This window comes from Brenneria roseae subsp. americana (assembly GCF_003115815.1).
Lineage (GTDB): Bacteria > Pseudomonadota > Gammaproteobacteria > Enterobacterales > Enterobacteriaceae > Brenneria > Brenneria roseae.
Genome location: NZ_QDKJ01000010.1, coordinates 41,731 through 65,889, shown reverse-complemented (window position 1 = coordinate 65,889; position 24,159 = coordinate 41,731). Strand labels below are relative to the sequence as shown.

Here is a 24,159-nt window from a genome sequence, read left to right as displayed (position 1 = left end):
GCCTTTGATTGAAATTGGAAAAAACTTATATGGCTTTTGTTATATGAACATGCTGGAAAAAATTCAGAGTCGTTTGGAACTTTTAAGCAAGTCAGAAAGAAAGGTTGCCGAAGCTATCCTGAGCACTCCGCAAACAGCAATTCACTCCAGTATCGCCACGCTGGCAAAGATGGCTGACGTCAGCGAGCCCACCGTCAACCGCTTCTGTCGCCGTCTGGAAACCAAAGGTTTTCCCGATTTTAAACTGCATCTGGCCCAAAGTCTGGCGAACGGCACGCCTTATGTAAACCGTAACGTCGAAGAAGATGATAGTGTTGATGCCTATACCAGCAAAATCTTTGAATCGACGATGGCCGGGCTGGAGCATGTGAAATCCTGTCTGGATATTACTGCCGTCAACCGGGCGGTAGATCTGCTCACCCAGGCGAAAAAGATTTCCTTTTTTGGCTTCGGGGCCTCTGCGGCTGTTGCGCATGACGCGATGAACAAGTTTTTCCGTTTCAATATCCCCGTGGTCTATTTTGACGATATCGTCATGCAGCGAATGAGCTGCATGAATTCCAGCGATGGCGATGTCGTGGTGCTGATTTCCCACACCGGCCGGACAAAAAGTCTGGTAGAAATGGCGCTGCTGGCCAGAGAGAACGACGCCACTGTCATCGCCATTACGTCGGACGGCACCCCGCTGGCGCGCGAAGCCTCATTGACGCTACGGGTTGATGTGCCAGAGGACACCGACGTTTACATGCCGATGGTTTCACGTATCGCGCAATTGACACTTATTGACGTGCTGGCAACCGGCTTTACGCTGCGACGCGGAGCAAAATTCCGGGATAACTTGAAGCGGGTCAAGGAAGCATTACGCGAATCGCGGTTTGATAAAGAAGAAAAATTTAATAACCCTTTCAGATAATTTATTAATATTTAAGCTGTTTTATTTTTACGCTATTATAGTCACCGCACCCTAAAGAGAGAATAACAACAAATCAGACACAACTCGGCATTCGGGTAACGGATACCGCCATCGTGACAGGCATGGTCAGACAGCAGCAATCTGATGTTTCTCCGGCATACCGGGAAGCAGGCAATCGGAAAGCGAACAAAGTCAGTATCGACACACTTTTGACGATGAACGGTATAATGAAGCTATAGATGAAATAATTTCGTTGTAAAGTTACACTTTACAGAGTTATCCGACATTAATCGCAACACTACTGCTTCACAAGTCAACGGAGTTATACATGTCCAGACGGCTCAGAAGAACCAAAATTGTCACCACCCTGGGGCCAGCTACCGACCGTGACAATAATCTTGAAAAGATTATTAGTGCGGGCGCTAACGTAGTACGCATGAATTTTTCCCACGGCACACCAGAAGATCACCAATTACGTGCCAACAAAGTTCGCGAAATTGCGGCCAGATTAGGTCGCCATGTTGCCATTCTAGGCGATTTGCAGGGACCGAAAATCCGTGTGTCCACCTTTAAGGAAGGCAAAATTTTCCTGAACGTGGGCGACAAATTCCTGTTGGACGCCAACTTGTCCAAAGGTGAAGGCGATAAAGAGAAAGTGGGGATCGATTACAAAGGCCTGCCGGCCGATGTGGTCCCCGGCGACATCCTGTTACTGGATGATGGCCGCGTACAGCTGAAAGTCCTTCAGGTTGAAGGCATGAAGGTGTATACCGAAGTCACCGTCGGCGGTCCTCTGTCAAACAACAAAGGGATCAACAAGCTGGGCGGCGGCCTTTCTGCCGAAGCATTAACAGAAAAAGATAAAGCGGACATCATCACCGCCGCAAAAATCGGCGTGGATTACCTGGCCGTTTCCTTCCCGCGGACGGGGGAAGATCTGAATTATGCCCGTCGTCTGGCCCGTGACGCCGGCTGTAACGCCAAGATCGTTTCCAAAGTCGAACGTGCGGAAGCCGTTTGTTCAGATGAAGCCATGGATGACATTATTCTGGCCTCTGATGTCGTGATGGTTGCCCGTGGCGATTTGGGTGTGGAAATCGGCGACCCTGAACTGGTGGGTATTCAAAAGAAACTGATCCGCCGCGCACGTCAGCTTAATCGTGCTGTCATCACCGCCACCCAGATGATGGAGTCCATGATCACCAACCCGATGCCAACCCGTGCAGAGGTAATGGACGTGGCCAACGCCGTGCTGGACGGTACCGATGCCGTGATGCTCTCCGCCGAAACGGCTGCGGGGCAATATCCGGCGGAAACGGTATCCGCTATGGCGAAAGTCTGTCTTGGCGCCGAGAAGATCCCCAGCATCAATGTTTCCAAACATCGTCTTGATGTGCAGTTTGACAACACGGAAGAATCTATCGCGATGTCTTCCATGTATGCCGCTAACCACCTGAAAGGGGTAACTGCGCTGATTGCCATGACGGAATCGGGTCGTACCGCGCTGATGATGTCTCGCATCAGTTCCGGTTTGCCCATTTTTGCCATGTCACGCCATGAACATACGCTGAACCTGACCGCATTGTACCGTGGTGTTACGCCCGTACATTTTGACAGCTATACCGATGGCGTTGCCGCGGCTAACGATGCTGTCCTCCTGCTGCGTGATAAGGGATTCCTGATGTCAGGGGATCTGGTTATTGTGACACAGGGCGACGTCATGGGGACGGTTGGCACCACCAACACCATTCGTATTCTGCGCGTGGAATAATCGCTTATCGGTACGAAAGTACATCGATCAAGAAAGTACACCGATCAAAAAAGCCGGATGATTCATCATCCGGCTTTTTTAACGCGCCTATTTATTTGGCTTAGTCTCGATACAGATCGTCGCGGCAGTAGGGTTCAATCTCTCCCGGTTTACGGGTTTTCAGCAGTTTCAGAATCCACGTATATTGCTCTGGATTCGGCCTGACAAGAATTTCCACCTCTTCATTCATACGACGAGCAATATGCTTATCATCAGCATCCGCCAAGTCATCCATCGGCGGACGGATAAAAACATCCAGACAGCACTCTTTGGCGTTATACACAGGAAACAGCGGAACGATATCGGCGCGGCAGACTTTCATTAAACGCCCCACCGCAGGCAGCGTAGCCTTGTAAGTAGCAAAAAAATCAACAAATTCGCTGTGCTCTGGACCATGATCCTGGTCCGGCAGGTAATATCCCCAACAGCCGCTACGCACCGAGCTGATAAACGGTTTGATGCCGTCATTACGCGCGTGGATACGGCCACCGAAGCGGCGTCTCAGCCGATTCCACCAGTAATCTATCAAGGCATTTTTCTGGTTGTGGAACATGGCGGCCATACGCTGCCCGCGTGATGTCATCAACATGGCGGGAATATCTACGCCCCAACCATGCGGCACCAGAAAAATCACATTTCGCTGCTGTTCCTTCAATTTATTCAGTATCTCTTCACCATGCCAGCGAACATACTTTTCGACATTTTTGGGGTTGCGGATACCGACTTCCACCATCATGATCATCGACTGAGGCGCCGTCGCGAACATATTATCGATAATGATTTCACGCTGTTCTTCAGTCAGCTCCGGCATGCAGTACAGCAGATTGATTCGGGCGCGGCGACGAGCGCCTTTCGATAAGCGCCCGACAAAGCGTCCCATCCCCCCCAATACCGGGTTTCTTAAACGAGCAGGAACATAGGCAGCAACCGCCATCGCACCAACGCCCAGCCAGACGCCCCAATAACGCGGGTGGTAAAAGGCTCGTTGGAACTGAGGAACAAACTCAGCGCTCGTTTTTTTCTCGTTTTCCATGCATAAACTCTTCAAATAAATCCAAGATAATGATAATTGCCCATCACGGCTTTGCCATTAGCCGCCGCTATCATAAAGGCACAATCAAAAATCAGAAACCTATACCCGAAATAATTCGAGTGCAGGAAGGCAAACCCAGTAGGACGAGGCCCGGAATGGGGCGGGTAACAAAGCCAATGCACCTGCAATCTGAAGTATGACGGGTATATAAATGAAAATGCCGGCAGCAAGCTCCCGGCAGAAAAAATGCCACACAGAATCAGTCAAACGCGAGTTGTGGGACCACTTCTTTTACCTGAGCCAGATAATCGCGGCGCTCTTTACCTTCCAGCCCTTCAGAACGCGGCAACTTGGCCGTTAGCGGGTTGACAGCCTGCTGGTTGATCCAGAATTCATAGTGCAAATGCGGGCCGGTAGAACGACCGGTGTTGCCAGACAAACCGATGCGATCGCCACGTTTCACTTTCTGTCCCGGTTTCACCAGTATACGGTTCAGGTGCATGTAGCGCGTGGTGTACTGACGACCATGACGAATGGCGACGTAGTTACCTGCCGCACCGCTGCGTTTGGCGATCACAACCTCGCCATCGCCTACCGCCAGCACCGGAGAACCAACCGGCATCGCGAAATCGACACCTTTATGCGGGGCAATGCGCCCGGTCACCGGGTTAAGGCGACGAGGATTGAAGTTGGAAGAAATACGGAACTGCTTCATCGTCGGGAAACGCAAAAATCCACGCGTCAAACCTGAGCCTTCACGATCGTAGAATTTGCCGTCTTCCGCGCGTATGGCGTAATAATCTTTTCCGCCGGTATTCAGGCGCACGCCCAACAGTTCGCTTTGCTCACTCTTGCCATCCAGCATTTCACGGGACATCAGCACAGAGAATGTATCGTCCTTGCGTAATTTACGGAAATCCAGCTGCCATTGCAGTGCTTTGATCACTGCGCTGATTTCACTGTTGGTCAAACCGGCATTTTTAGCACTATTGACAAAACTACCGTTCAGACGGCCATTCAGGACGGCGTTACGCCACTCCCCTTTTAACATCTCGATTCTTTCTTTGAAATCAGAACCGACACGTTCATAGATGCGGGTTTCGCGGCGGGACATTTGCCATGTCAAACTCTGTAGTTCGCCATTTTCACCCAGCCCCCAGGAGATTTGCTGTCCGATCTTCAGATTACGCAGATCTTTATTTTGCTCGGCAAGCTGCGTGATATCGGCAATATCAATGCCGTACTGCGTAAGAATACTGCTTAGCGTATCGCCCATTGATACGACATATTCGTGCACGCCGCTTTCTTCGGAGACTTTGTCATCCAGTTCATCCTGCGGAATTTCATCATCCGGTACGGGCTGGTCGATCGGTTCACTCGCTTCCGGGGTCAGCGTGCGCAGTTGGTTGGCTTCCAACGCGATATCTTTCACAACGACCGGGGCATCATTAACGGGGGGATAAACAAAAGGCCGCCAAACAGCAACGGCCAATGTCATAACGGTAAGCGACCCCAGCATGACGCGATGGGGTCTTGGTAAGCTGTTATACGCCAGAGCGATAGTTCGGACTATCTGCTGCACTTATTCGCATCCTCATGATTTTTCCTCCAGACAGCTCCGATACTGGTTTGATAGCTGCAACAAGAAATCCGCATAGCTATCTCTACCCAGTTTGATATTGCTTCCCAACGGATCCAGCACGCCCGAGCGCACATCAGTTCCCTTGGCAACAGCATTAATAACGGCTGGCCTGAATTGCGGTTCAGCAAAAACACATACGGCTTTATGCTCAACCAACTGTGTTCGAATTTGATGTAAGCGCTGTGCACCAGGTTGAATCGCGGGATTAATCGTAAAATACCCTAATGGACTTAGACCGTAGTGTTTCTCAAAGTAGCCATAGGCATCATGAAACACGAAATATCCTTTACCCTGCACAGGCGCTAGCATCTTAGCAACTTTTTCATCTGTCTGCGCGATTTTATCCGTGAAATAAAGCAGATTCGCGTCTAGTTTGTCTTTATTTTGAGGCATAAGTTCCAATAATTTTGCATGAATTGCAATTGCCGCTTGTTTTGACATCTCCGGTGAGAGCCAAATGTGCATATTGTACTCGCCATGATGGTGTCCATCGTCTTCTTCGTCATGCCCTGCCTCAGTCGCCGCATGATGATGATCGTGGTCCTCCGCGGCGTGGGTAGCGTGGATTTCGTCACCATGTTGAGCGCCATGATCGTCATCGTGTTCATGTTGATGAGCCGATTCTTTTACCAGTTCGGCCTTGATGCCGGGCAAGTTCACCAGCGTAATCTGTTTTGCGGCCGGAATCTGTGACAGCGGTTTCCCTAAAAAGGCCTCCAGTTCCGGACCAACCCAAATAACCAGATCGGCAGACTGTAATTGCTGGACATCAGACGGGCGCAAGGCATAATCGTGGGGCGACGCGCCATCAGGCAGCAATACTTCTGTTGGGATCACGCCTTCCGCTATCGCCGAAGCAATGAATCCCAACGGACGGATTGACGTCACCACAGCAGCGGAAGCGGCATTGATCGAAGCCCCCGCCGTTATCAGGGCGCTGGCAACAAACACACTTTTTAACCATTTATTTTGCTGAATACGCTTTTGCATTGAAGGCTATCTCATCGATTTTTAACGTGTAGTTTGTTATATTATAACATTACAGAGTCTGTGCAAGTCGAATTATATGTCCACTTTGGTATCACTCAATAATATTTCCGTTACATTTGGCAGCCGGAAAGTGCTGTCAGATATCTCGCTGTCTTTACATGCGGGACGCATTCTTACGCTTCTGGGGCCGAACGGCGCGGGGAAATCGACGCTGGTCAGAGTCGTTCTGGGATTACTGTCCCCAACTGCCGGCACCCTGCAACAAACCCCGGGGTTACGTATCGGTTACGTTCCGCAGAAACTGCACCTCGATGCCACGCTGCCGTTAACCGTCAGCCGTTTTATGCGCCTGCGTCCCGGGGTGAAACAGCAGGATATCCTGCCCGCGCTCAAACGTGTACAGGCCGCTCACCTGTTGGAACAACCGATGCAAAAATTATCGGGCGGCGAAACACAGCGCGTGCTGCTGGCCCGGGCGTTGCTGAACCGGCCCCAGCTTTTGGTGTTGGATGAACCGACGCAGGGTGTGGATGTGAATGGTCAGCTTGCCCTTTACGATTTAATCAATCAGCTACGGCAGGAATTCAATTGCGGCGTGCTGATGGTTTCGCACGATCTCCATCTGGTAATGGCGAAAACCGACGAAGTGCTGTGTCTCAATCAACATATCTGTTGCTCAGGCACTCCGGAAGTGGTCTCTTTGCACCCCGAATTTTTAGCCATGTTTGGTCATCGCGGTGCCGAGCAGTTGGCGATTTATCGTCATCACCATAATCACCGTCATGACTTGCACGGCCGCATTGTTCTGAAAAGACAGGGAGGCGTAGTCAATGATTGAGCTGCTTCTACCCGGTTGGCTGGCAGGGATTTTTCTGGCCGTGGCGGCCGGCCCGCTTGGCTCATTTGTTGTCTGGCGACGAATGTCCTATTTTGGCGATACCCTGGCTCATGCGTCTTTACTGGGGGTGGCTTTCGGCCTGCTGCTGGATATTCATCTCTTTTACGCGGTCATTGCCGTTACGCTGGCGTTGGCGTTAGGGTTGGTATGGCTGGAGCGTCGTCCGTATTTGGCGATTGATACCATACTGGGCATTATGGCGCACAGTGCGCTGTCACTGGGGCTGGTCGTCGTCAGCCTGATGGACAATGTCCGCGTTGATCTGATGGCTTATCTGTTTGGGGATTTACTCTCGGTAACATCAGACGATCTCTGGATTATCGGCTGCGGCGTGGCGGTTGTGTTGACGGTGATGATATGGCAATGGCGCGCCCTGCTCTCTATGACAATCAGCCCTGAGCTGGCGCATGTCGATGGCGTGAAACTTCAGCGAACCAAACTGATTCTGATGCTGGTCACGGCTTTAACCATTGGTATCGCCATGAAGTTTGTCGGCGCGTTGATCATTACATCGCTGTTGATTATTCCTGCGGCCAGTGCACGACGTTTTGCGAAAACGCCGGAGCAAATGGCAGGTTTGGCGATTATTGCGGGTGCGATTGCGATTACGGGAGGACTGGCGTTCTCTGCTGGTTACAACACCCCAGCCGGCCCATCCGTGGTACTTTGCGCATCGCTGCTGTTTGTTGCCAGTTTAATCAAGAAACAACCGGCCTGACACAGCTCAGGCTGGTCGTAAAAGGAATGCATCACGCGAGGATTTATTCCTCGCGTATCAGACCGAAATGACGATACGCATGCTGAGTGGCCATTCGTCCGCGTGGCGTGCGCTGAATAAAGCCTTGCTGAATCAGAAAGGGCTCCAGCACGTCTTCAATCGTTTCCCGCTCTTCGCCGATCGCCGCCGCCAAATTATCCAGCCCAACCGGGCCGCCCGTAAACTTCTCGATAATCGCCAGCAGCAGCTTCCGATCCATATAATCAAACCCCTCGGTGTCCACTGCCAGCATATCCAGCGCCTGAGTCGCGACCTCTGCGGTAATCGCCCCTTCGGATTTGACCTCTGAAAAATCCCGCACCCGGCGCAGCAGCCGGTTAGCAATTCGCGGCGTGCCACGCGATCGACGCGCCACTTCCAGCGCCCCGTCATGCGTCAGATCCAGCCCCAGACATTGCGCGCTGCGGCTGACAATGTGCTGTAAATCCGCAACCTTATAAAACTCAAGGCGCTGAACAATACCAAAGCGGTCACGCAGCGGGGATGTTAGTGAACCGGCCCGGGTAGTCGCACCGATGAGCGTAAACGGCGGCAGGTCCAGTTTGATGGAACGCGCGGCTGGCCCTTCGCCAATCATGATATCCAACTGATAATCTTCCATCGCCGGATACAAAATCTCTTCCACCACCGGTGACAGACGATGAATTTCATCAATAAACAACACGTCATGTGGTTCGAGGTTGGTCAGCAACGCCGCCAGATCTCCGGCTTTTTCCAATACCGGCCCGGATGTTGTACGCAGATTGACGCCCATTTCGTTGGCGACAATATTGGCCAACGTGGTTTTCCCCAAGCCAGGAGGACCAAAAATCAGCAGATGATCCAGCGCATCGCCGCGTTTGCGAGCGGCCTGAATAAAAATCTCCATTTGCTCACAAACCTGAGGTTGACCTACGTATTCCGTCAACAGTTTCGGACGAATGGCGCGGTCTATGATTTCCTCTTCAGGAATCGCTTCTGTGGAAATCAAACGATCAGCTTCAATCATGAATACCTCACAGCGCAGCGCGCAACGCGTCTCTGATCAGGGTTTCGCAGTCTGAATCCGGATTGGCAACTTTTGCAATCAACCGGCTCGCTTCCTGAGGTCTATAGCCCAGCGCAATCAGCGCGGAGGCCGCCTCAACTTCAGGATCGGATGCGTTTTTATCAACAGCGGACGGCGAAGTCGCCGGCGGCACATCGCCAACCGGGTTAAACAGATCGCCGCTTAAGCCTTTGAAGCGATCTTTCATTTCAACCACCAGCCGCTCGGCGGTTTTCTTACCCACGCCAGGCAATTTCACCAGGGCGCCAATCTCTTCCCGTTCGACCGCACTGACAAATTGCGTGGCGGACATGCCGGAAAGAATCGCCAGCGCCAGTTTCGGCCCCACGCCGTTCACTTTGATCAGTTCGCGGAACAGCGCTCTCTCCTGTTTATCATTGAAACCAAACAGAAGTTGCGCATCCTCACGCACCACGAAATGGGTAAAAATCACCGCTTCCTGCGCCAAATCAGGGAGTTCGTAAAAGCAAGTCATCGGCATGTGGACTTCATAGCCAACGCCGTTTGCTTCAATCAGCACCTGCGGCGGTTGTTTTTCCAGAATAATGCCTCTGAGACGACCTATCACGTTGATCTTCCTTTTACGTTTATCAGCAAAGAATAGGGTATAGCTTATAGCATAAAAAAGGCTGGATGAATATCCAGCCTCATACTTCAGCGTAACCGTCCCGCTAACGGATTGATTTTCCCGGTCGCGGTACGAATCAGGTTTTGGCTGAAGTGACAGTGAGTGATGGCGATTGCCAGAGCGTCGGCCGCATCAGCCTGCGGACTGGCGGATAGTTTCAGCAGCGAGCGCACCATATGCTGCACCTGCTTTTTATCTGCCGCTCCCGTACCAACAACCGTTTGTTTCACCAGTCGGGCAGCATATTCCGAAACCGGTAAGTCCTGGTTCACGGCCGCGACAATCGCCGCGCCGCGCGCCTGCCCCAACTTTAACGCCGAATCAGGGTTCTTCGCCATAAACACCTGTTCAATGGCCAGACAGTCCGGACGAAATTGCGTGATAATTTCACTCACGCCGGCGTAGATCAGCTTAAGCCGCGTCGGCATATCATCCACTACGGTTCGGATACATCCGCTGCCCAGGTAGGTCAGTTGACGACCTTGCTGGCGAATAATGCCGTAGCCTGTTACACGCGAACCGGGGTCGATGCCCAGAATAATTGTCATCGCACCGCTCCGCCGGTTCGTTTGTCAGTAAGGCGTGGTTTCCCCTGCATTATCGGACTGCCATTACAGCAGTTCCGCCACCTCGTCGGAGATCTCACCGTTGTGGTAAACCTCCTGTACATCATCACAGTCTTCCAACATATCGATAAGTCGCATCAGTTTCGGTGCGGTGTCTGCGTCCATATCTGCCTTGGTGGACGGTATCATGGAAACTTCTGCGGATTCCGCTACCAGACCGGCCGCATCCAGTGCGTCTTTCACTTCACCGAACGTTTCCCACGGGGTGAAAACATCGATCGCGCCGTCATCATAAGTCACGACGTCATCTGCGCCCGCTTCCAGCGCCGCATCCATTACCGTGTCTTCATCCAGGCCCGGTGCGTAAGAGATCACGCCTTTTTTGGTGAACAGGTAGGCAACAGAACCATCGGTTCCCAGATTACCGCCGCATTTGGTAAATGCGTGACGCACCTCGGAAACGGTACGGTTACGGTTGTCACTCAGACATTCCACCATGACCGCCGTGCCGCCAGGGCCGTAACCTTCATAAATGATGGTTTCCATGTTGCTGTCTTCATCACCGCCCACACCGCGGGCAATGGCACGGTTCAGGGTGTCGCGCGTCATGTTGTTGGACAGGGCCTTATCGATCGCCGCGCGCAGACGCGGGTTTGACCCCGGATCGCCGCCGCCCAGCCGGGCCGCGGTGACCAATTCACGGATGATCTTGGTGAAGATCTTACCGCGCTTGGCGTCTTGTGCTGCTTTACGATGCTTTGTGTTGGCCCACTTACTATGACCTGCCATAAAAATCTCCGAAAAAAGCCTGTTCTAGGCCGGATAAATAACAAATTCCTCAATCGCCTGCCGGTTACTCCACGACTTGGTCAACTGCGCCGCGCGGGGCGCATCCAGCCACTGGTAAGCGAGATGCTCAGTAATGACCACCTCGCGTTCTTCGGGCAACGCCAGACAGAACCAATGTTCTGTATTGTGCGTCACCCCCGGTGCATAGCGACGTCTCAAATGAGCAAATAGCTCAAACTCAATACAGCGTTGACAGTCAAAGAGTGATAACGCCTCAGCGGATATATCAATATTAACTTCTTCTTTAACCTCACGCCGTGCGGCACACGACGCGCTTTCACCTTCTTCTATGCTGCCGGTAACCGACTGCCAGAAGTCAGGATCATCACGCCGTTGCAGCATCAGCACCCGCCCGGTATCACGGGCATAAATCACCACCAGAACCGAAACGGGCCGCTTGTATGCCATATTATTCGTTCTCTGACCGTCTATCCTGTGCATCCTGCGCAATTTTTCCTTTGCCTACGACAGCGATGGATAATTCATCCAGCGCGATCGGATTGGCAAAGTTCGGCGCTTCCGTCATCAGACAGGCCGCCGCCGTCGTTTTCGGGAAGGCGATAACGTCGCGGATGTTATCCGTTCCGGTCAACAACATCACCAGACGGTCCAGACCAAATGCCAGACCGGCGTGCGGCGGGGTGCCAAACTTCAGCGCATCCAGCAGGAAGCCGAATTTCTCTCGCTGCTCGTGTTCATTGATGCCCAGAATGCCAAATACCGTTTGCTGCATTTCACCGTTATGAATACGAACGGAACCGCCGCCGACTTCATAACCGTTAATCACCATATCGTACGCATTGGCGATCGCCGATATCGGGCTGGCGGCCAGTTCAGCTGGCGACATGTCACGCGGTGCGGTGAACGGGTGGTGCATCGCCGCCAGACCGCCCTCGTCATCTTCTTCAAACATCGGGAAGTCGATAACCCATAGCGGTTCCCAGCTCCCGTCGTTGGTCAGACCCCGATCGCGCCCCAGTTTAAGACGCAGTGCGCCCAGCGCATCGGTCACGACTTTTGCGTTATCGGCCCCAAAGAACAGAATATCGCCATCAGCGGCAGCGGTACGCTCCAGCAATGCGGTCAGCACCTCTTCACTCAGGAATTTGGCAACCGGACTCTGTACGCCTTCCAGACCTTTGGCGCGCTCATTGACCTTGATGTAGGCCAAACCTTTGGCGCCATAGATTTCAACAAATTTACCGTACTCATCGATTTGCTTACGGCTTAGTTGCGCACCGCCCGGTACACGGATGACGGCGACACGGCCTTTGGCATCATTTGCCGGGCCAGAGAACACTTTAAATTCAACATCTTTGAGCAGGTCGGCCACATCCACCAGTTCCAGCGGGTTACGCAGATCCGGCTTATCGGAACCGAAGCGACGCATCGCTTCAGCAAAAGTCATGACCGGGAAGTCGCCCAGATCCACACCTTTCACATCCAGCCACAGCGCGCGCACCAGTTTTTCCATCACTTCACGCACTTGTGGCGCGGTCATGAACGAGGTTTCCACATCGATCTGAGTGAATTCCGGTTGACGATCGGCACGCAAATCTTCATCACGGAAACATTTGACGATCTGATAGTAGCGATCGAAGCCGGACATCATCAACAGCTGCTTGAACAACTGCGGCGACTGCGGCAGCGCATAGAATTTGCCTTTGTGAACCCGGCTTGGCACCAGATAGTCACGCGCGCCTTCCGGGGTTGCTTTGGTCAGCATCGGGGTTTCGATATCCAGAAAACCGTGATCGTCCATGAAACGACGGACAAAGCTGGTAATACGGGCGCGGGTTTTCAGCCGTTGCGCCATTTCAGGACGACGCAAATCCAGGTAGCGGTATTTGAGACGCGCTTCTTCCGTGTTCGTCTGGTTGGAGTCCAGCGGCAACGCTTCAGAGCGGTTAATGATGGTCAGATCGCTGGCAAAAATTTCGACTTCACCCGTGGCCATCTCTTTGTTGATCTGACTTTCCGGGCGGGCACGCACCACGCCGGTAAGTTGAATGCAGAATTCGTTGCGTAATTCGGATGCCAGTTTAAATGCGTCCTGACGGTCCGGGTCAAAGAACACCTGGACCAGCCCTTCGCGATCGCGCATATCAATAAAAATCAAACCACCCAGATCGCGGCGACGGTTAACCCAACCGCACAATGTCACTTCCTGGCCCACATGGGACGAATTCAACTGCCCGCAATATTCAGTACGCATTACGATGTCCTTTTACACAGCCGCACAACCCACGTCTTTTCGCTGTACGCGACAACCGAAAAGGCAGTGATATCGTTGCTGAACGGCATGGTTTTTCTGGATTAGTGTCCGGTGAAAAAAGGCGAGCATTATAAAGGAAATTCGCCCGCACGATAAGTATGAAGGTAACGCTCTGTCGCTCGCCTGCACACTCTTTTTGATAAATTTCGCTATCAGTTAATAAAATGATCATCAATGTAAGGCAAATTGTTACCAGAACAGAACCTGCCCGCAGGTACGACGCATGGCGATCTGCCGCATGTTTATGCCCTACCGCTGATTTCCCACCACGGTCAGGAAGGCGCGGCGGCAGTAACCACATCGAGCGATACCACACCGGGCGCTAAAAACCGAAACCCAATGGATTTATGAAACATCCAATAACCCTTTTAATTGAATCTGCTAAAATTATAACTTATCCATTTTTCTCTACAGCACAAAATAAAGGCTTCACCGCTGTATATGAATTGATAATATTCGCTAATGTGTATGTCTCACATAGGGACTCATCATGTATTCATTCGTTGCCCGTCAACCCATTTTGAACCAACGTCTCCAAACCGTTGCCTATGAACTTCTTTTTCGCATTGATGTCACCAACAAATTTCCTGATGTGAGTGCCGAATATGCAACAGCCCAACTAATCTCTGACCAGTTTTTAACAAACCCGTTGGCAAAGTTAGTCGGCGACCAATTATGCTATGTAAATTTTCCTCACCAAATGTTAATAAACGGTCAGGCAGAAGCATTACCGCTCGAGAAAGTTGTCATTGAGATCCTTGAAAGCGCAACACCTGACAATGAATTATTCAATGCAATAAAAAAAATGAAAAAGAAAGGCTTCAGGTTTGCACTTGATGACTTCACGATGGGGCCTGACTGGAACAGGTTTCTGCCTTATGTTGATATAATTAAATTCGATTTAAAAAGGTCAACCTTCGATGAGATTAAAAACTTCATCGATCACTCCACGCACAATCATCTGACCTATCTTGCCGAAAAGGTGGAAACACATGAACAGTATATTCAGGGAAAGCGAATAGGGATTTCCCTGTTTCAGGGCTATTTTTTTAGTCTGCCGGAAGTCATGAAATCAAAAAGATTAATCAATAATTCAAACAGCACCATCAGCCTGCTGAAAGAAATCAACAAGCCAGAACTCAACTACGTCAGAATTGAGGAGTTAATTTTTGCCGATGTATCACTGTATTATAAATTAATGCGCTATGTCGCAAACATTAAATACAAGACCCGGTTTGGCATACTCTCCTCTTCCATGTCTTTTCGAGCGATGGCGATACTTCTTGGACAGAAAGAACTTAAACGTTTTGTTTCATTAATTAGTATAACGAATAGCAACACGAAAAAGCCCGATGAGCTTTATCGTATGAGTTTAATCAGGGCCAGATTTTTTGAACTATTACATGCCGAACGTCACGTTGACGATGATTCGACAGAAGCGTTCTTGTGCGGATTATTATCACTGCTGGATGCCATTTTAGATTATCCGATGCCGCTATTGCTTTCTCAGATAATCTTGTCAGATAAGGTCAACCGTGCTTTATTAAAGCATACCGGTGAGTTTGCCGTCTATCTGACATTAATTTCTGAATATGAGCAACAGCAATGGGAGCATCTTGATTATTATCTAACCTGTATGGCAATAAATGAGACGGATTTTTTCCATATGGTAATGGAGGCCACACGTTGGGCAGATGAAATTCTGTAGTTTGCTCACAGCACCAATATAAAGCCACCAGATATCACATGAAGATGCCGCATTAAATAATTTTGCGCGACCGCCGAAGCGGCCACGCAAAAATAAGCAAGAATCGTCAATTCTCTTTTTTATAACATGATTTGAAGATAATGCTGCCCTTCCGTCAATTCAATTTTTATCTGTTTTTGTTCTGCATCAAGCGCGATTTCCACCTCATCCAGCGTGACCCGGGACAACCCCTGGCATCGGTGATTATCATTCACAACGCTAATCAGATAGTGGCTCTCCCCCAAGGTTACCTTTGCCTCAAAACCGGGCCAGTAATCAGGAATACAGGGGCACAGCACCAACAGATTGCCTTCACGACCGATCCCCAGAACGCCTTCAAGGCCGGCGCGGTACATCCATCCCGACGAACCGGTATACCAGGTCCAACCGCCGCGTCCAACATGCGGGGCCACAGAATACACGTCAGCCGCCATGACATAAGGCTCAACGCGATATCGGGCGATCTTCTCCGGTGTCGAGCCATGATTAATCGGGTTAATCAAGGCAAAGAGCTCGGCAGCCTTATTCCCTTTACCCAATTGTGCAAAAGCGAGCACCGACCACATCGCCGCATGCGTGTATTGACCGCCATTTTCGCGCAATCCTGGCGGATAACCTTTGATATAACCGGGATCTTTCACCGTGCGATCAAACGGCGGCGTAAACAACAGCGCCAGCCCGTCCTCATGACGGATCAGATGTTTTTCCAGAGACGCCATGGCCGTCTCCGCCCTTTCAGCATCAGCAGCGCCGGAAAGTACCGCCCATGATTGTGCAATGGAATCAATGGCACATTCATCATTTATACGACTGCCCAGCCAGGAACCATCATCAAACGTAGCCCGACGATACCAGGCGCCATCCCAGGCCGAATGTTCAATTGCCGCCCTGACGGACTCGGCATGAGCGCGCCAGCGGGCCGCCCGAACCTCATCATGGCTGTCGGCCAATGGCGCAAAGCGTTCGATAGTATGAATCAGCAACCACCCCAGCCAGACACTCTCGCCTTTTCCGCCTTCACCGACGCGATTCATACCGTCATTCCAGTCGCCCCCGCCGATAAGCGGCAAACCATGCTCCCCCGTTAACTGTAAGCATTGATCCAGACCGCGCGCGCAGTGTTCGAATAACGTGGCGGTTTGAGCCGATGGCATAGGTTGGAAGAACGCGTCATGTTCCCCCTCGGCAACAGGCGGACCGTCCAGAAAGCCGATCTGTTCAGTGAGGACGTCATAATCCTGACTCACCTGCACATAAGTCGCGGTGGCAAACGCCAGCCAGACCCTGTCGTCGGAAATATGCGTTCTCACCCCGGCGCCAGAATGCGGCAGCCACCAATGCTGAACGTCCCCTTCGGCAAATTGCCGTCCCGCCGCGCGCAATAAGTGCTGCCGCGTCGCCTGAGGCCGGGAAAAGGTCAAGGCCATACCGTCCTGTAGCTGGTCACGAAAACCATACGCCCCGCTTGCCTGATAAAACCCGCAGCGAGCCTGAATACGACAGGACAAGGTTTGATACAGCAGCCACCCATTCAGCATGATATCCATTGATCTATCGGGCGTTTTCACACTGATCGCCCCCGTCACCGCATCCCAGTGAGCTTCGACCTCGCGCAGCACCTGATCCAGATCGATCTGCCGGTATTTCTCAATCAGATTCCTGACCCGTTCAACCGATGTCTCCTGTCCGATAAACCAGACGATTTCGACCTGTTCGCCTGGCGCGATGCTGACCGTTGTCTGTAAAGCACAACACGGATCGAGCCCTGCCGCAGTATTCCCCGACAGTCGAGTCGTTTTCGCCAATGCCGCCGGTGCCCGCATGTGCCCGTTACGCCCCAGAAACTCCGTTCTGTCCGCCGTCAGCGATGATTGACCGCCAGACAAATCAGCAAAACCGATCCGTCCGGGGAAACTGCCAGACCAGGGATTTCGTACCAGAACCGCCCCCGTCTGTGAATCAACATGACTTAGCAGATAAGGCGCGCTGGCGCTGCGCGACGTCCCCAGCACCCATTCCGCATACGCAGTAATCGTCAGTTGCCGCGGTTGCGTTGAGGTATTGCGTAGTCGCAAACGGGAGATTTTTATCGGGTCAATCAGGGGGACGTATTGTAGCAACTCTGACTCAACGTCATTGGCATTATGGGTAAATCGACTATAGCCAAAACCATGGCGCGCAACATAACGTCCGTTGTCATTAATCGGCCATACCGTCGGCGTCCACAACACGCCGCTCGTATCATCACGGATATAAAGCGCCTCACCGCCGGGATCAATCACCGCATCATTTCCCCAGGGCGTCAACTGGTTCTCACGGCTATTTTCCGCCCAACTGTACCCGCTCCCTTGCGCGGACACCTGAAATCCAAACGTTGGATTGGCGATAACATTAATCCACGGCGCTGGCGTGGTATGTTCAGCATCCAGCACGGTGACATACTCCCGCCCCTGCCGATCAAACCCGCCAATACCATTAAAGAATTCCAGACCTTCAGGACGCGGGGTCTTGTCTGGCAAACTCTTCGGCGGTGTGGGGCTTACCGATCGGATCTCGCTGGGCGAATACGGTATTAACGCCAACTGATTGGAAATGGGACCCCGGCGAGCGATCAGCGAGACCCGGGCGATTGACAGCAACAGCGCCCTTGATTCTTTTGACATTAAATCAGCACGCAGCGCAAAAACCTCGCCTCGCGTTGATGCGCCGCCCAGACGCGGCCTTGACTGACTGCTGCGGATGGCGGTTTCAATGGCTATCTGCAAATCCTGAATATAAGACGATGAGCGCTCATTAACGATCACCAAATCCACATTAAGTAACTTCATTCGCCAATATTCGTGGGCTCTCAGTAACTGATGCACCTGCGCCATATCGTCAATATCATCAATGCGCAGCAGCACAATCGGCAGATCGCCAGAAATGGACATTGACCACAGCCCGGATTGCCCGCCCGCCCCATCCACGATGGATTCCGGCGGAGCGCGAAAACGCGGATCGGTATAGATGACGGGAGCGGCCAAACGCTGAAAATCCGCGGCCTCTTCAGATTTCACGCCAAGATGGCGCAACTGCACCTGGGCCTGCGTCCAGGCAAAGGTTTTATCGCGCTCATAAGCACTGCGATCGTGATGTTTATCAATCAGATCAATCAATTCTTCACGAGAAGTGGCAACCACGGTCCAAAATGCCAGACGCACCGTTTTACCTGCGGGAATTTTCACCTGCTGACGTAGTGAAAAAATGGGGTCAAGTACCGTTCCGGTGGTATTTGATAACGACTGATGCCCCAGAATGGCATCCGCCGTCATGACTGACTTACCGTGGCCAATGAAACGGGCACGGTCTGATTCATACTGCATCTTGCTGCCAATAGCCCCTTCCAACACGGCGAAATGTGCGGCCCAGACGGGCGGCTCATCGGGTGTTCGAGGCCGGCGGGTCGCAATCAGGGCAGAAAATTCATCCAGATACTCCGTTTGCACAAACATGCGGGAAAACGCGGTATGCGCGATATCAGCACTGGGTGGAGCCAACACAATTTCCGCATAGGACGTCAGTTCTATATCACGCCGACGCCGTCCGCTGTTCGTTAATGTCACCCGCCGGACTTCCCCATCGCTTTCCCCAGACACCAACACATCAAGCGTGGTGGTCAGAGAACGTTCATGTCGGATATATGAGGCATGATCTTCGCCAAAAACCACCTCATAGCGATGCACTGGCACACCGATGCTGCCGATCATGCCGGATGAAACCGGCAAATTGCCCACCGATTCACTTAGCTCGCGTTGCTCCCCCGCCGACCAGATTCTGTTGCTGCGCATATCGCGCAACAATACGAAACTGCCCCAGGCATCTCGCGTACTGTCTTCCCGCCAGCGCGTAATCGCTAATTCGCGCCAGTGGCTATAGCCAGATCCCGTTGCGGTTAACATCACCGCATAACGGCCATTGGAGAGTAAATGTGTTATCGGTGCGCCGGTAGGCGATGCAGAGAAACGGCGCAACATCGCGGTTTCATTACGTCTTTCCCCTCCGCCCACTTTCACATCTTCAGTCTGGGGCTCCGCGAGAGCGACATGCACAGGCAGACTTTCCTGTAACAACAGTTCACACGACTGAATCACGGGCTCACGATGAAAACGCCGGCGCATATTGCCGTTATGCAGCGTATTGGCGATAGCGACCAGCGTCATACCCTGGTGATGCGCCATGAAACTGTAAACGATAGCGAATTTTTCATTATCCGGCAGACGTGAAGGCGTGAAATCAAGCGCTTCATAGAAACCATAACGACCAGAAGCCCCCATCGCCGCTAAACGCGCATAGTTTCGGCACGCGGCAAGCGGGTCAACCATCGTGGCTAGCCCGGTTGCATAAGGCGCCACCACCAGATTATCCGCCAGTCCGCGTTTTAACCCCAAACCAGGCACGCCAAAGTTTGAATACTGATAGGTGAAATCGATATCCCGCGCATTATAGGCCGATTCGGAGATCCCCCATGGCACGGATAACGCCCGGCCATAAACCTGCTGTTGCGCGACAATGGCGCGCGTCGTTTGTTCCAGCAAACTGCCTATCGGCGCACGCATCACCAGTGACGGCATCAGATACTCAAACATCGATCCGGACCAGGACATCAGCGCCGACCCCTGACCGGTGCGAACCGCCGAACGTCCCAGCCGGAACCAGTGGCGAGTACTGACATCCCCTTTAGCGATGGCGAACAGGCTGGCTAGTCTGGCTTCTGAAGCCAGCAGATCGTAACAACTGACATCAAGCTGATTCTCTGACATCAAATAGCCGATCGACAACAGCTTGCGTTCCGGATCGATAAGAAATGCAAAGTCCATTTCCATCGCCATCTTGCGAGAACGCAGCGCCAGCCCTGCAAGGCGTTCAATCAGGGCGTCGTGCTCAACGGCGGAGCATTGATGTTCACATTCATGGGCGAGCAGCATCGCTCTGGTCGCATTAATCCAGAAGATCGGTTCAGCACTGGAACCCTCGTCGGAATACGGCAATAGCGTATAGGTACGCTGCAACAATTGGTCCACTTGTAAAATCACTGCCGGCAACAGGCGTTCAGGCGCCAGCTTACCGTTCAGTAAGGCCTCGATTTTCGCTAACGACCGGAGTAATGAAGTCTCATCCCGCGTTTCGCTACACAGCGACAGGGATTCGCGAATCAATTGCAGGTGATCGGACAACGGTTCCCGAATATCCTGCAAACGTTTTTCTTCCTGCCATAACTCACAGGCGTTCGCTAATACGATCAAATTACCGGCCAGGTTTCCACTATCAACCGAGGATACATAGGCGGGATGCAGCGTTTGCAGATCCTGCGTATCGTACCAATTAAAAAAATGGCCTTTAAAACGCGGCAATCGGTCCATGGTTGCCAATGTTGCGCTGATCCGGTCAAGCACCTCAGAAAGACCGATCCAGCCGAAATCTCTCGCCGCTACGGTAGAGAGTAAATACAGGCCGATATTCGTTGGCGAAGTCCGGTGAGCCACCACCGGTTTCGGTCGCTCCTGGAAGTTATCCGGCGGCAAGTGATGTTCATCTTCAGTGACAAAGGTTTCAAAAAAACGCCAGGTACGCCGGGCGATTAACCGCAATGCCTGCTTATCCGCCTCGTTGATGTTTTCCTGATGAAAAGTCTTACGCTCGCGGCTGGTCCATAATGCCAGCGCCGGGGCCGCCAGCCACAACATGCCAAGCGGCAACCAAAGCGGCCAATTCTGGGGCGACACCAGACAACCCCATCCCACCGCGGCCACACCCAGCAACAGTCCCCCCATCATCTGATGGTAAAAACCGGCCAGAGTCAGACGCGGGCGGCTGCCAGACTGGGCTGCCGTCGTCCATTCAAGCAAATGCCGCCGGGTAATCGTTAACCGTACCAACGTGCGAACCAATGCATCAAGCGCTCGCCAGCTATGATCGGCAAGAAAGGCCAGAGAGAGGAAAACCTGCATGAATGCCAGCTTAAGATCGCTGCACAAATGACGAAAAGGATGGCTCTGACTGAGTGGCTGTTGCCGGGTCACCCCGCGCTGACAGCGCGAAACAGCATCCCACAGCGCCGGCAAACAGGCGGGAAACGCCAATATCAGCAGAACGATGACAACCCCTTTCCATGCCACAGCCAGCGGTAGCGCGGCACAACAAATCAGCATCAATAAAAGACTCGGGGCAAACAGCGAGCGGCGCAAGTTATCGATCATTTTCCAACGCCCGACGGCGGGTAACCGCACTTTCGCCCCTGACGCGATACGCACCCGCCCAAGGATCCACGGCAGCAATTGCCAATCGCCGCGCGTCCAGCGATGCTGCCGTTTTACGATGACGTCATAGCGGGAAGGAAAGGCTTCCACCAGTTCAACATCAGAAGCCAGACCCGCGCGGGCATAAATCCCCTCAAACAGATCGTGACTGAGCAGACGGTTTTCCGGAATACGCCCTTGCAGCGCACGTTCAAACGCATCAACATCGTAGATCCCTTTCCCGGTATAAGAACCTTCACCGAACAAATCCTGATAAACATCAGACACCGCCGCTTCATAGGGATTGATCCCACCGGGCGCAGAGAAAATACGCTGATATAATGACGCATCATTCCCCGCGGGCAGAGAAGGTGTAATGCGCGGTTGCAGAATGGCGTATCCCGCCACAATGCGCTGGCCGCTGCAATCCCAACGCGGTTGGTTAAGCGGGTGCGCCATTTTGCCAATCAGCTTTAGGGCCGTATCCCGGGGCAAACGCGTATCGGCATCCAGCGTAATCACATAGCGAACATTGGCCGGCACCTGAACAGGATGACTCGCTATCGGGATGAAGCTGGTATCCGTCGCTCCGCGTAACAAGCGGTTAAGCTCATGCAGTTTTCCCCGTTTTCGCTCCCACCCCATCCATACTTCTTCACTGGCATTGAATAACCGCCTGCGATGCAGCAATAGAAACCGATCGCCGGCCGGCCCCGCGCCATAGCGCTCATTAAGTTGTCGTATGGCCAGTAATGCCTGCATCAGGATGTGTTGATCGCCGGCAAGCATTTCCGTTTCGGCATCCACGCCATCGGTCAACAAGGCAAATGTAATATCCCCCTGTCCGCAGGACAGATAATGCACTTCCAGTTGTTCGACCTGTTGCAAGATATCCTGTTCGCTGGACAACAAGGTCGGCACCACCACCAACGTCCGGCAATTCGGCGGTACGCCTTGCAATAGTTCCAGCCCCGCCAATGGCGCGGCGCCAAACAGCCAGGTGATCAGCCGATTGACCCATGTCATAGCGACTTCAGACAACGGAATAATGCTGATCAGGCCAATCAATAACAGCCAGAGGTTTGACACGGAAGAAGACGATAAGACCGCCCCGGCACCAACCAACAACAGCGCGGTAAAAAATCCGATAGCGCCGGCATAACCGGCCATTCCTATGCGCAGAGTAAATCGATTGAAACGCAGTAAAAGCGCGGGCCGAAAACCAATCACCTCTTCGAGTTGTGGCCGGCCTTCCGCAATCAGGTAGTACCCGGGTTCACGCTTACGTTCGTGAAGATCGTCGGACTGAGGAGGAACCGGCGCCTGTTGTGCCAGCAAAAGGGCCTTTTCTGTGATATCAAGCTCAGAGCATGGCGCTTGCCGGGCAAGTTGTTCAATCGCGCTGCGGTATAAATTACGGGTGGAAAAATCCATCGCCGCAAATTCGCTGCCGTCCCGTAAACGCGCGTCAACCAGACTGACGCTTTCAAAAAATACCGCCCAGTCGATATCGGAAATCAACCGCATACTGGTAATAATATTACGCACGGTGACGTTAGAGATCCCCAGACGCTGCTGCGCACGCTGCACAACCTCTTCCGTCGAACTCCCCTGCTGTTTAAGCCGCTGTTCAAGCCATCCCAGCGCGGGCGTTGTCCTTGGATCCTGATCGCGTAATCGCTTTACCAGCTGAGCGGCAAACGTCTCTGACAGCGGAACATTGTTGTCATAAGAAGCAAGGTTATAAGAAGACAGTTTGTTGTTCGCAATTTCATGGTCAAGATCGGCGCGTACATCGTCGGCTCGCAACAGGTTGTTCGCCACCCGCTCCGCATCAGCACGATCCCGACGCCCGACGGTCATCTGATCGGCCAGACGTCGCAGGTTTTCTATCAGCACGATACGCAGGGTGATGGCTACGGCCCAGAGTTCGCCTATCGTCAAGGGCTGAACTTCCTGATAGGCCATAATGAAACGGCGTAATGCGTCAGGATCGACATGGCTGTCGGTATGGGCAATAAACGCCCATACCAGACCAAATACCCGGGGATAACCGACAAAAGGCCCCTGTGACAACTTGGGTAATTGCCGATAATAACGGGGAGGCAAATCTTCACGAATCTCACGAATTTGCGCCGCAACCAGATGATAGTTATCCAATAACCATTCTGCCGCCGGCACGACGTTACCGCCTTCTTCCAATTCGTGAGCACTGGCGCGGTAAGCCGCCAGCAACACTTTCGCATTGTCATTCAAGCGATGGTGCAACGAGGTAACATTCGGTGGTGATAACGTCACAGGTTGGGCAGCGGCTAATGTGCGTCCATGCTGTTCTAAGCGCTCCATACCAAACAGATCCCCTCTGACAGGTAGAATGTCATTCCAGGGTGGCGCAACTTCTTGACGCAGGAAGGAGAACGCGCGGGAAAATATTTTCATAATCGCCTTTTAGTCTGAACGCCAAATACGCACAGACCGCTTTAAAGGTAACGTCCAGAAAGCTGGCAAACCTTATTGGCGCAGGATTGTCGGCACTTGATACAGGAATTACATCGTCAATTCGCTCGAACCGTGAAAAAAGCAAGAGCAAAAATTAGAGAAGCAGGAAATAAGTATAGTCGATAAACGTCAGCCTACTGAACGTCGTATCGACAACAGGAAAGGCGGCAAAATCGGGATGAACACTAAAACATTATTGTAAAATAAT

Annotated in this window: 16 protein-coding genes; 6 read left to right on the top strand and 10 right to left on the bottom strand. The window is 52.3% G+C overall.

The features are described from left to right. Nucleotides 1-43: 43 nt before the first annotated feature. Both B4923_RS13690 and pyk read left to right on the top strand, forming a co-directional pair. Nucleotides 44-913, top strand: a complete 870-nt coding sequence (locus tag B4923_RS13690; protein WP_109054923.1) for a MurR/RpiR family transcriptional regulator — start codon at nucleotides 44-46, stop codon at nucleotides 911-913. 328 nt (nucleotides 914-1,241) lie between these two features. Beyond that, nucleotides 1,242-2,684, top strand: a complete 1,443-nt coding sequence (pyk, locus tag B4923_RS13685; RefSeq protein WP_109054922.1) for a pyruvate kinase — start codon at nucleotides 1,242-1,244, stop codon at nucleotides 2,682-2,684. 100 nt (nucleotides 2,685-2,784) lie between these two features. Here the strand turns inward: pyk and lpxM are convergent, their stop codons facing one another. The 3 genes from lpxM to znuA form a co-directional block, all read right to left on the bottom strand. After that, on the bottom strand, nucleotides 2,785-3,756 hold the full coding sequence (lpxM, locus tag B4923_RS13680) for a lauroyl-Kdo(2)-lipid IV(A) myristoyltransferase (RefSeq protein WP_109054921.1): 972 nt from the start codon (nucleotides 3,754-3,756) through the stop codon (nucleotides 2,785-2,787). A 259-nt stretch (nucleotides 3,757-4,015) separates the two neighbouring features. Continuing rightward, nucleotides 4,016-5,338, bottom strand: coding sequence for a murein DD-endopeptidase MepM (gene mepM / locus B4923_RS13675; RefSeq protein WP_109054920.1), 1,323 nt, complete (start codon nucleotides 5,336-5,338; stop codon nucleotides 4,016-4,018). 12 nt (nucleotides 5,339-5,350) lie between these two features. Continuing rightward, complete coding sequence (gene znuA, locus B4923_RS13670) at nucleotides 5,351-6,388, bottom strand: zinc ABC transporter substrate-binding protein ZnuA (RefSeq protein ID WP_109054919.1); 1,038 nt, start codon at nucleotides 6,386-6,388, stop codon at nucleotides 5,351-5,353. Between the two features lie 76 nt (nucleotides 6,389-6,464). Here znuA and znuC point away from each other — a divergent pair, with 76 nt between their 5' ends. Both znuC and znuB read left to right on the top strand, forming a co-directional pair. Then, a complete protein-coding gene (znuC, locus tag B4923_RS13665; protein WP_109054918.1) occupies nucleotides 6,465-7,226 on the top strand; it encodes a zinc ABC transporter ATP-binding protein ZnuC in 762 nt (253 codons plus the stop codon). After that, a complete protein-coding gene (gene znuB, locus B4923_RS13660) occupies nucleotides 7,219-8,004 on the top strand; it encodes a zinc ABC transporter permease subunit ZnuB (RefSeq protein WP_109054917.1) in 786 nt (261 codons plus the stop codon). Before znuC ends, znuB begins: the two co-directional genes overlap by 8 nt. Nucleotides 8,005-8,047: 43 nt before the next feature. Here znuB and ruvB read toward each other — a convergent pair whose 3' ends face one another. The 6 genes from ruvB to aspS form a co-directional block, all read right to left on the bottom strand. After that, entirely contained in the window at nucleotides 8,048-9,052 is a 1,005-nt protein-coding gene (ruvB, locus tag B4923_RS13655) for a Holliday junction branch migration DNA helicase RuvB (protein ID WP_109054916.1), read from the bottom strand. A gap of 7 nt (nucleotides 9,053-9,059) precedes the next feature. Then, nucleotides 9,060-9,680, bottom strand: coding sequence for a Holliday junction branch migration protein RuvA (gene ruvA / locus B4923_RS13650; protein ID WP_109054915.1), 621 nt, complete (start codon nucleotides 9,678-9,680; stop codon nucleotides 9,060-9,062). An 86-nt stretch (nucleotides 9,681-9,766) separates the two neighbouring features. Beyond that, nucleotides 9,767-10,288: a crossover junction endodeoxyribonuclease RuvC gene (ruvC, locus tag B4923_RS13645; RefSeq protein WP_109054914.1), complete on the bottom strand. Its 522-nt coding sequence runs from the start codon at nucleotides 10,286-10,288 to the stop codon at nucleotides 9,767-9,769. 63 nt (nucleotides 10,289-10,351) lie between these two features. Then, nucleotides 10,352-11,095: a YebC/PmpR family DNA-binding transcriptional regulator gene (locus B4923_RS13640; RefSeq protein WP_109054913.1), complete on the bottom strand. Its 744-nt coding sequence runs from the start codon at nucleotides 11,093-11,095 to the stop codon at nucleotides 10,352-10,354. Nucleotides 11,096-11,119: 24 nt separating this feature from the next. Next, nucleotides 11,120-11,563, bottom strand: a complete 444-nt coding sequence (gene nudB / locus B4923_RS13635; RefSeq protein ID WP_109054912.1) for a dihydroneopterin triphosphate diphosphatase — start codon at nucleotides 11,561-11,563, stop codon at nucleotides 11,120-11,122. Nucleotide 11,564: 1 nt separating this feature from the next. Beyond that, complete coding sequence (gene aspS, locus B4923_RS13630) at nucleotides 11,565-13,370, bottom strand: aspartate--tRNA ligase (RefSeq protein ID WP_109054911.1); 1,806 nt, start codon at nucleotides 13,368-13,370, stop codon at nucleotides 11,565-11,567. Between the two features lie 246 nt (nucleotides 13,371-13,616). On the opposite strand from aspS, the gene B4923_RS20920 reads away from it, so the two are divergent. Then, nucleotides 13,617-13,781 (top strand): hypothetical protein, encoded by a 165-nt coding sequence (locus B4923_RS20920; protein WP_170116062.1) that lies wholly within the window; start codon nucleotides 13,617-13,619, stop codon nucleotides 13,779-13,781. A gap of 139 nt (nucleotides 13,782-13,920) precedes the next feature. Next, entirely contained in the window at nucleotides 13,921-15,138 is a 1,218-nt protein-coding gene (locus B4923_RS13625; protein ID WP_109054910.1) for an EAL and HDOD domain-containing protein, read from the top strand. Between the two features lie 119 nt (nucleotides 15,139-15,257). On the opposite strand, the gene B4923_RS13620 is transcribed toward B4923_RS13625, so the two are convergent. Continuing rightward, complete coding sequence (locus B4923_RS13620; RefSeq protein WP_109054909.1) at nucleotides 15,258-23,891, bottom strand: glycoside hydrolase family 94 protein; 8,634 nt, start codon at nucleotides 23,889-23,891, stop codon at nucleotides 15,258-15,260. Nucleotides 23,892-24,159: the final 268 nt, after the last annotated feature.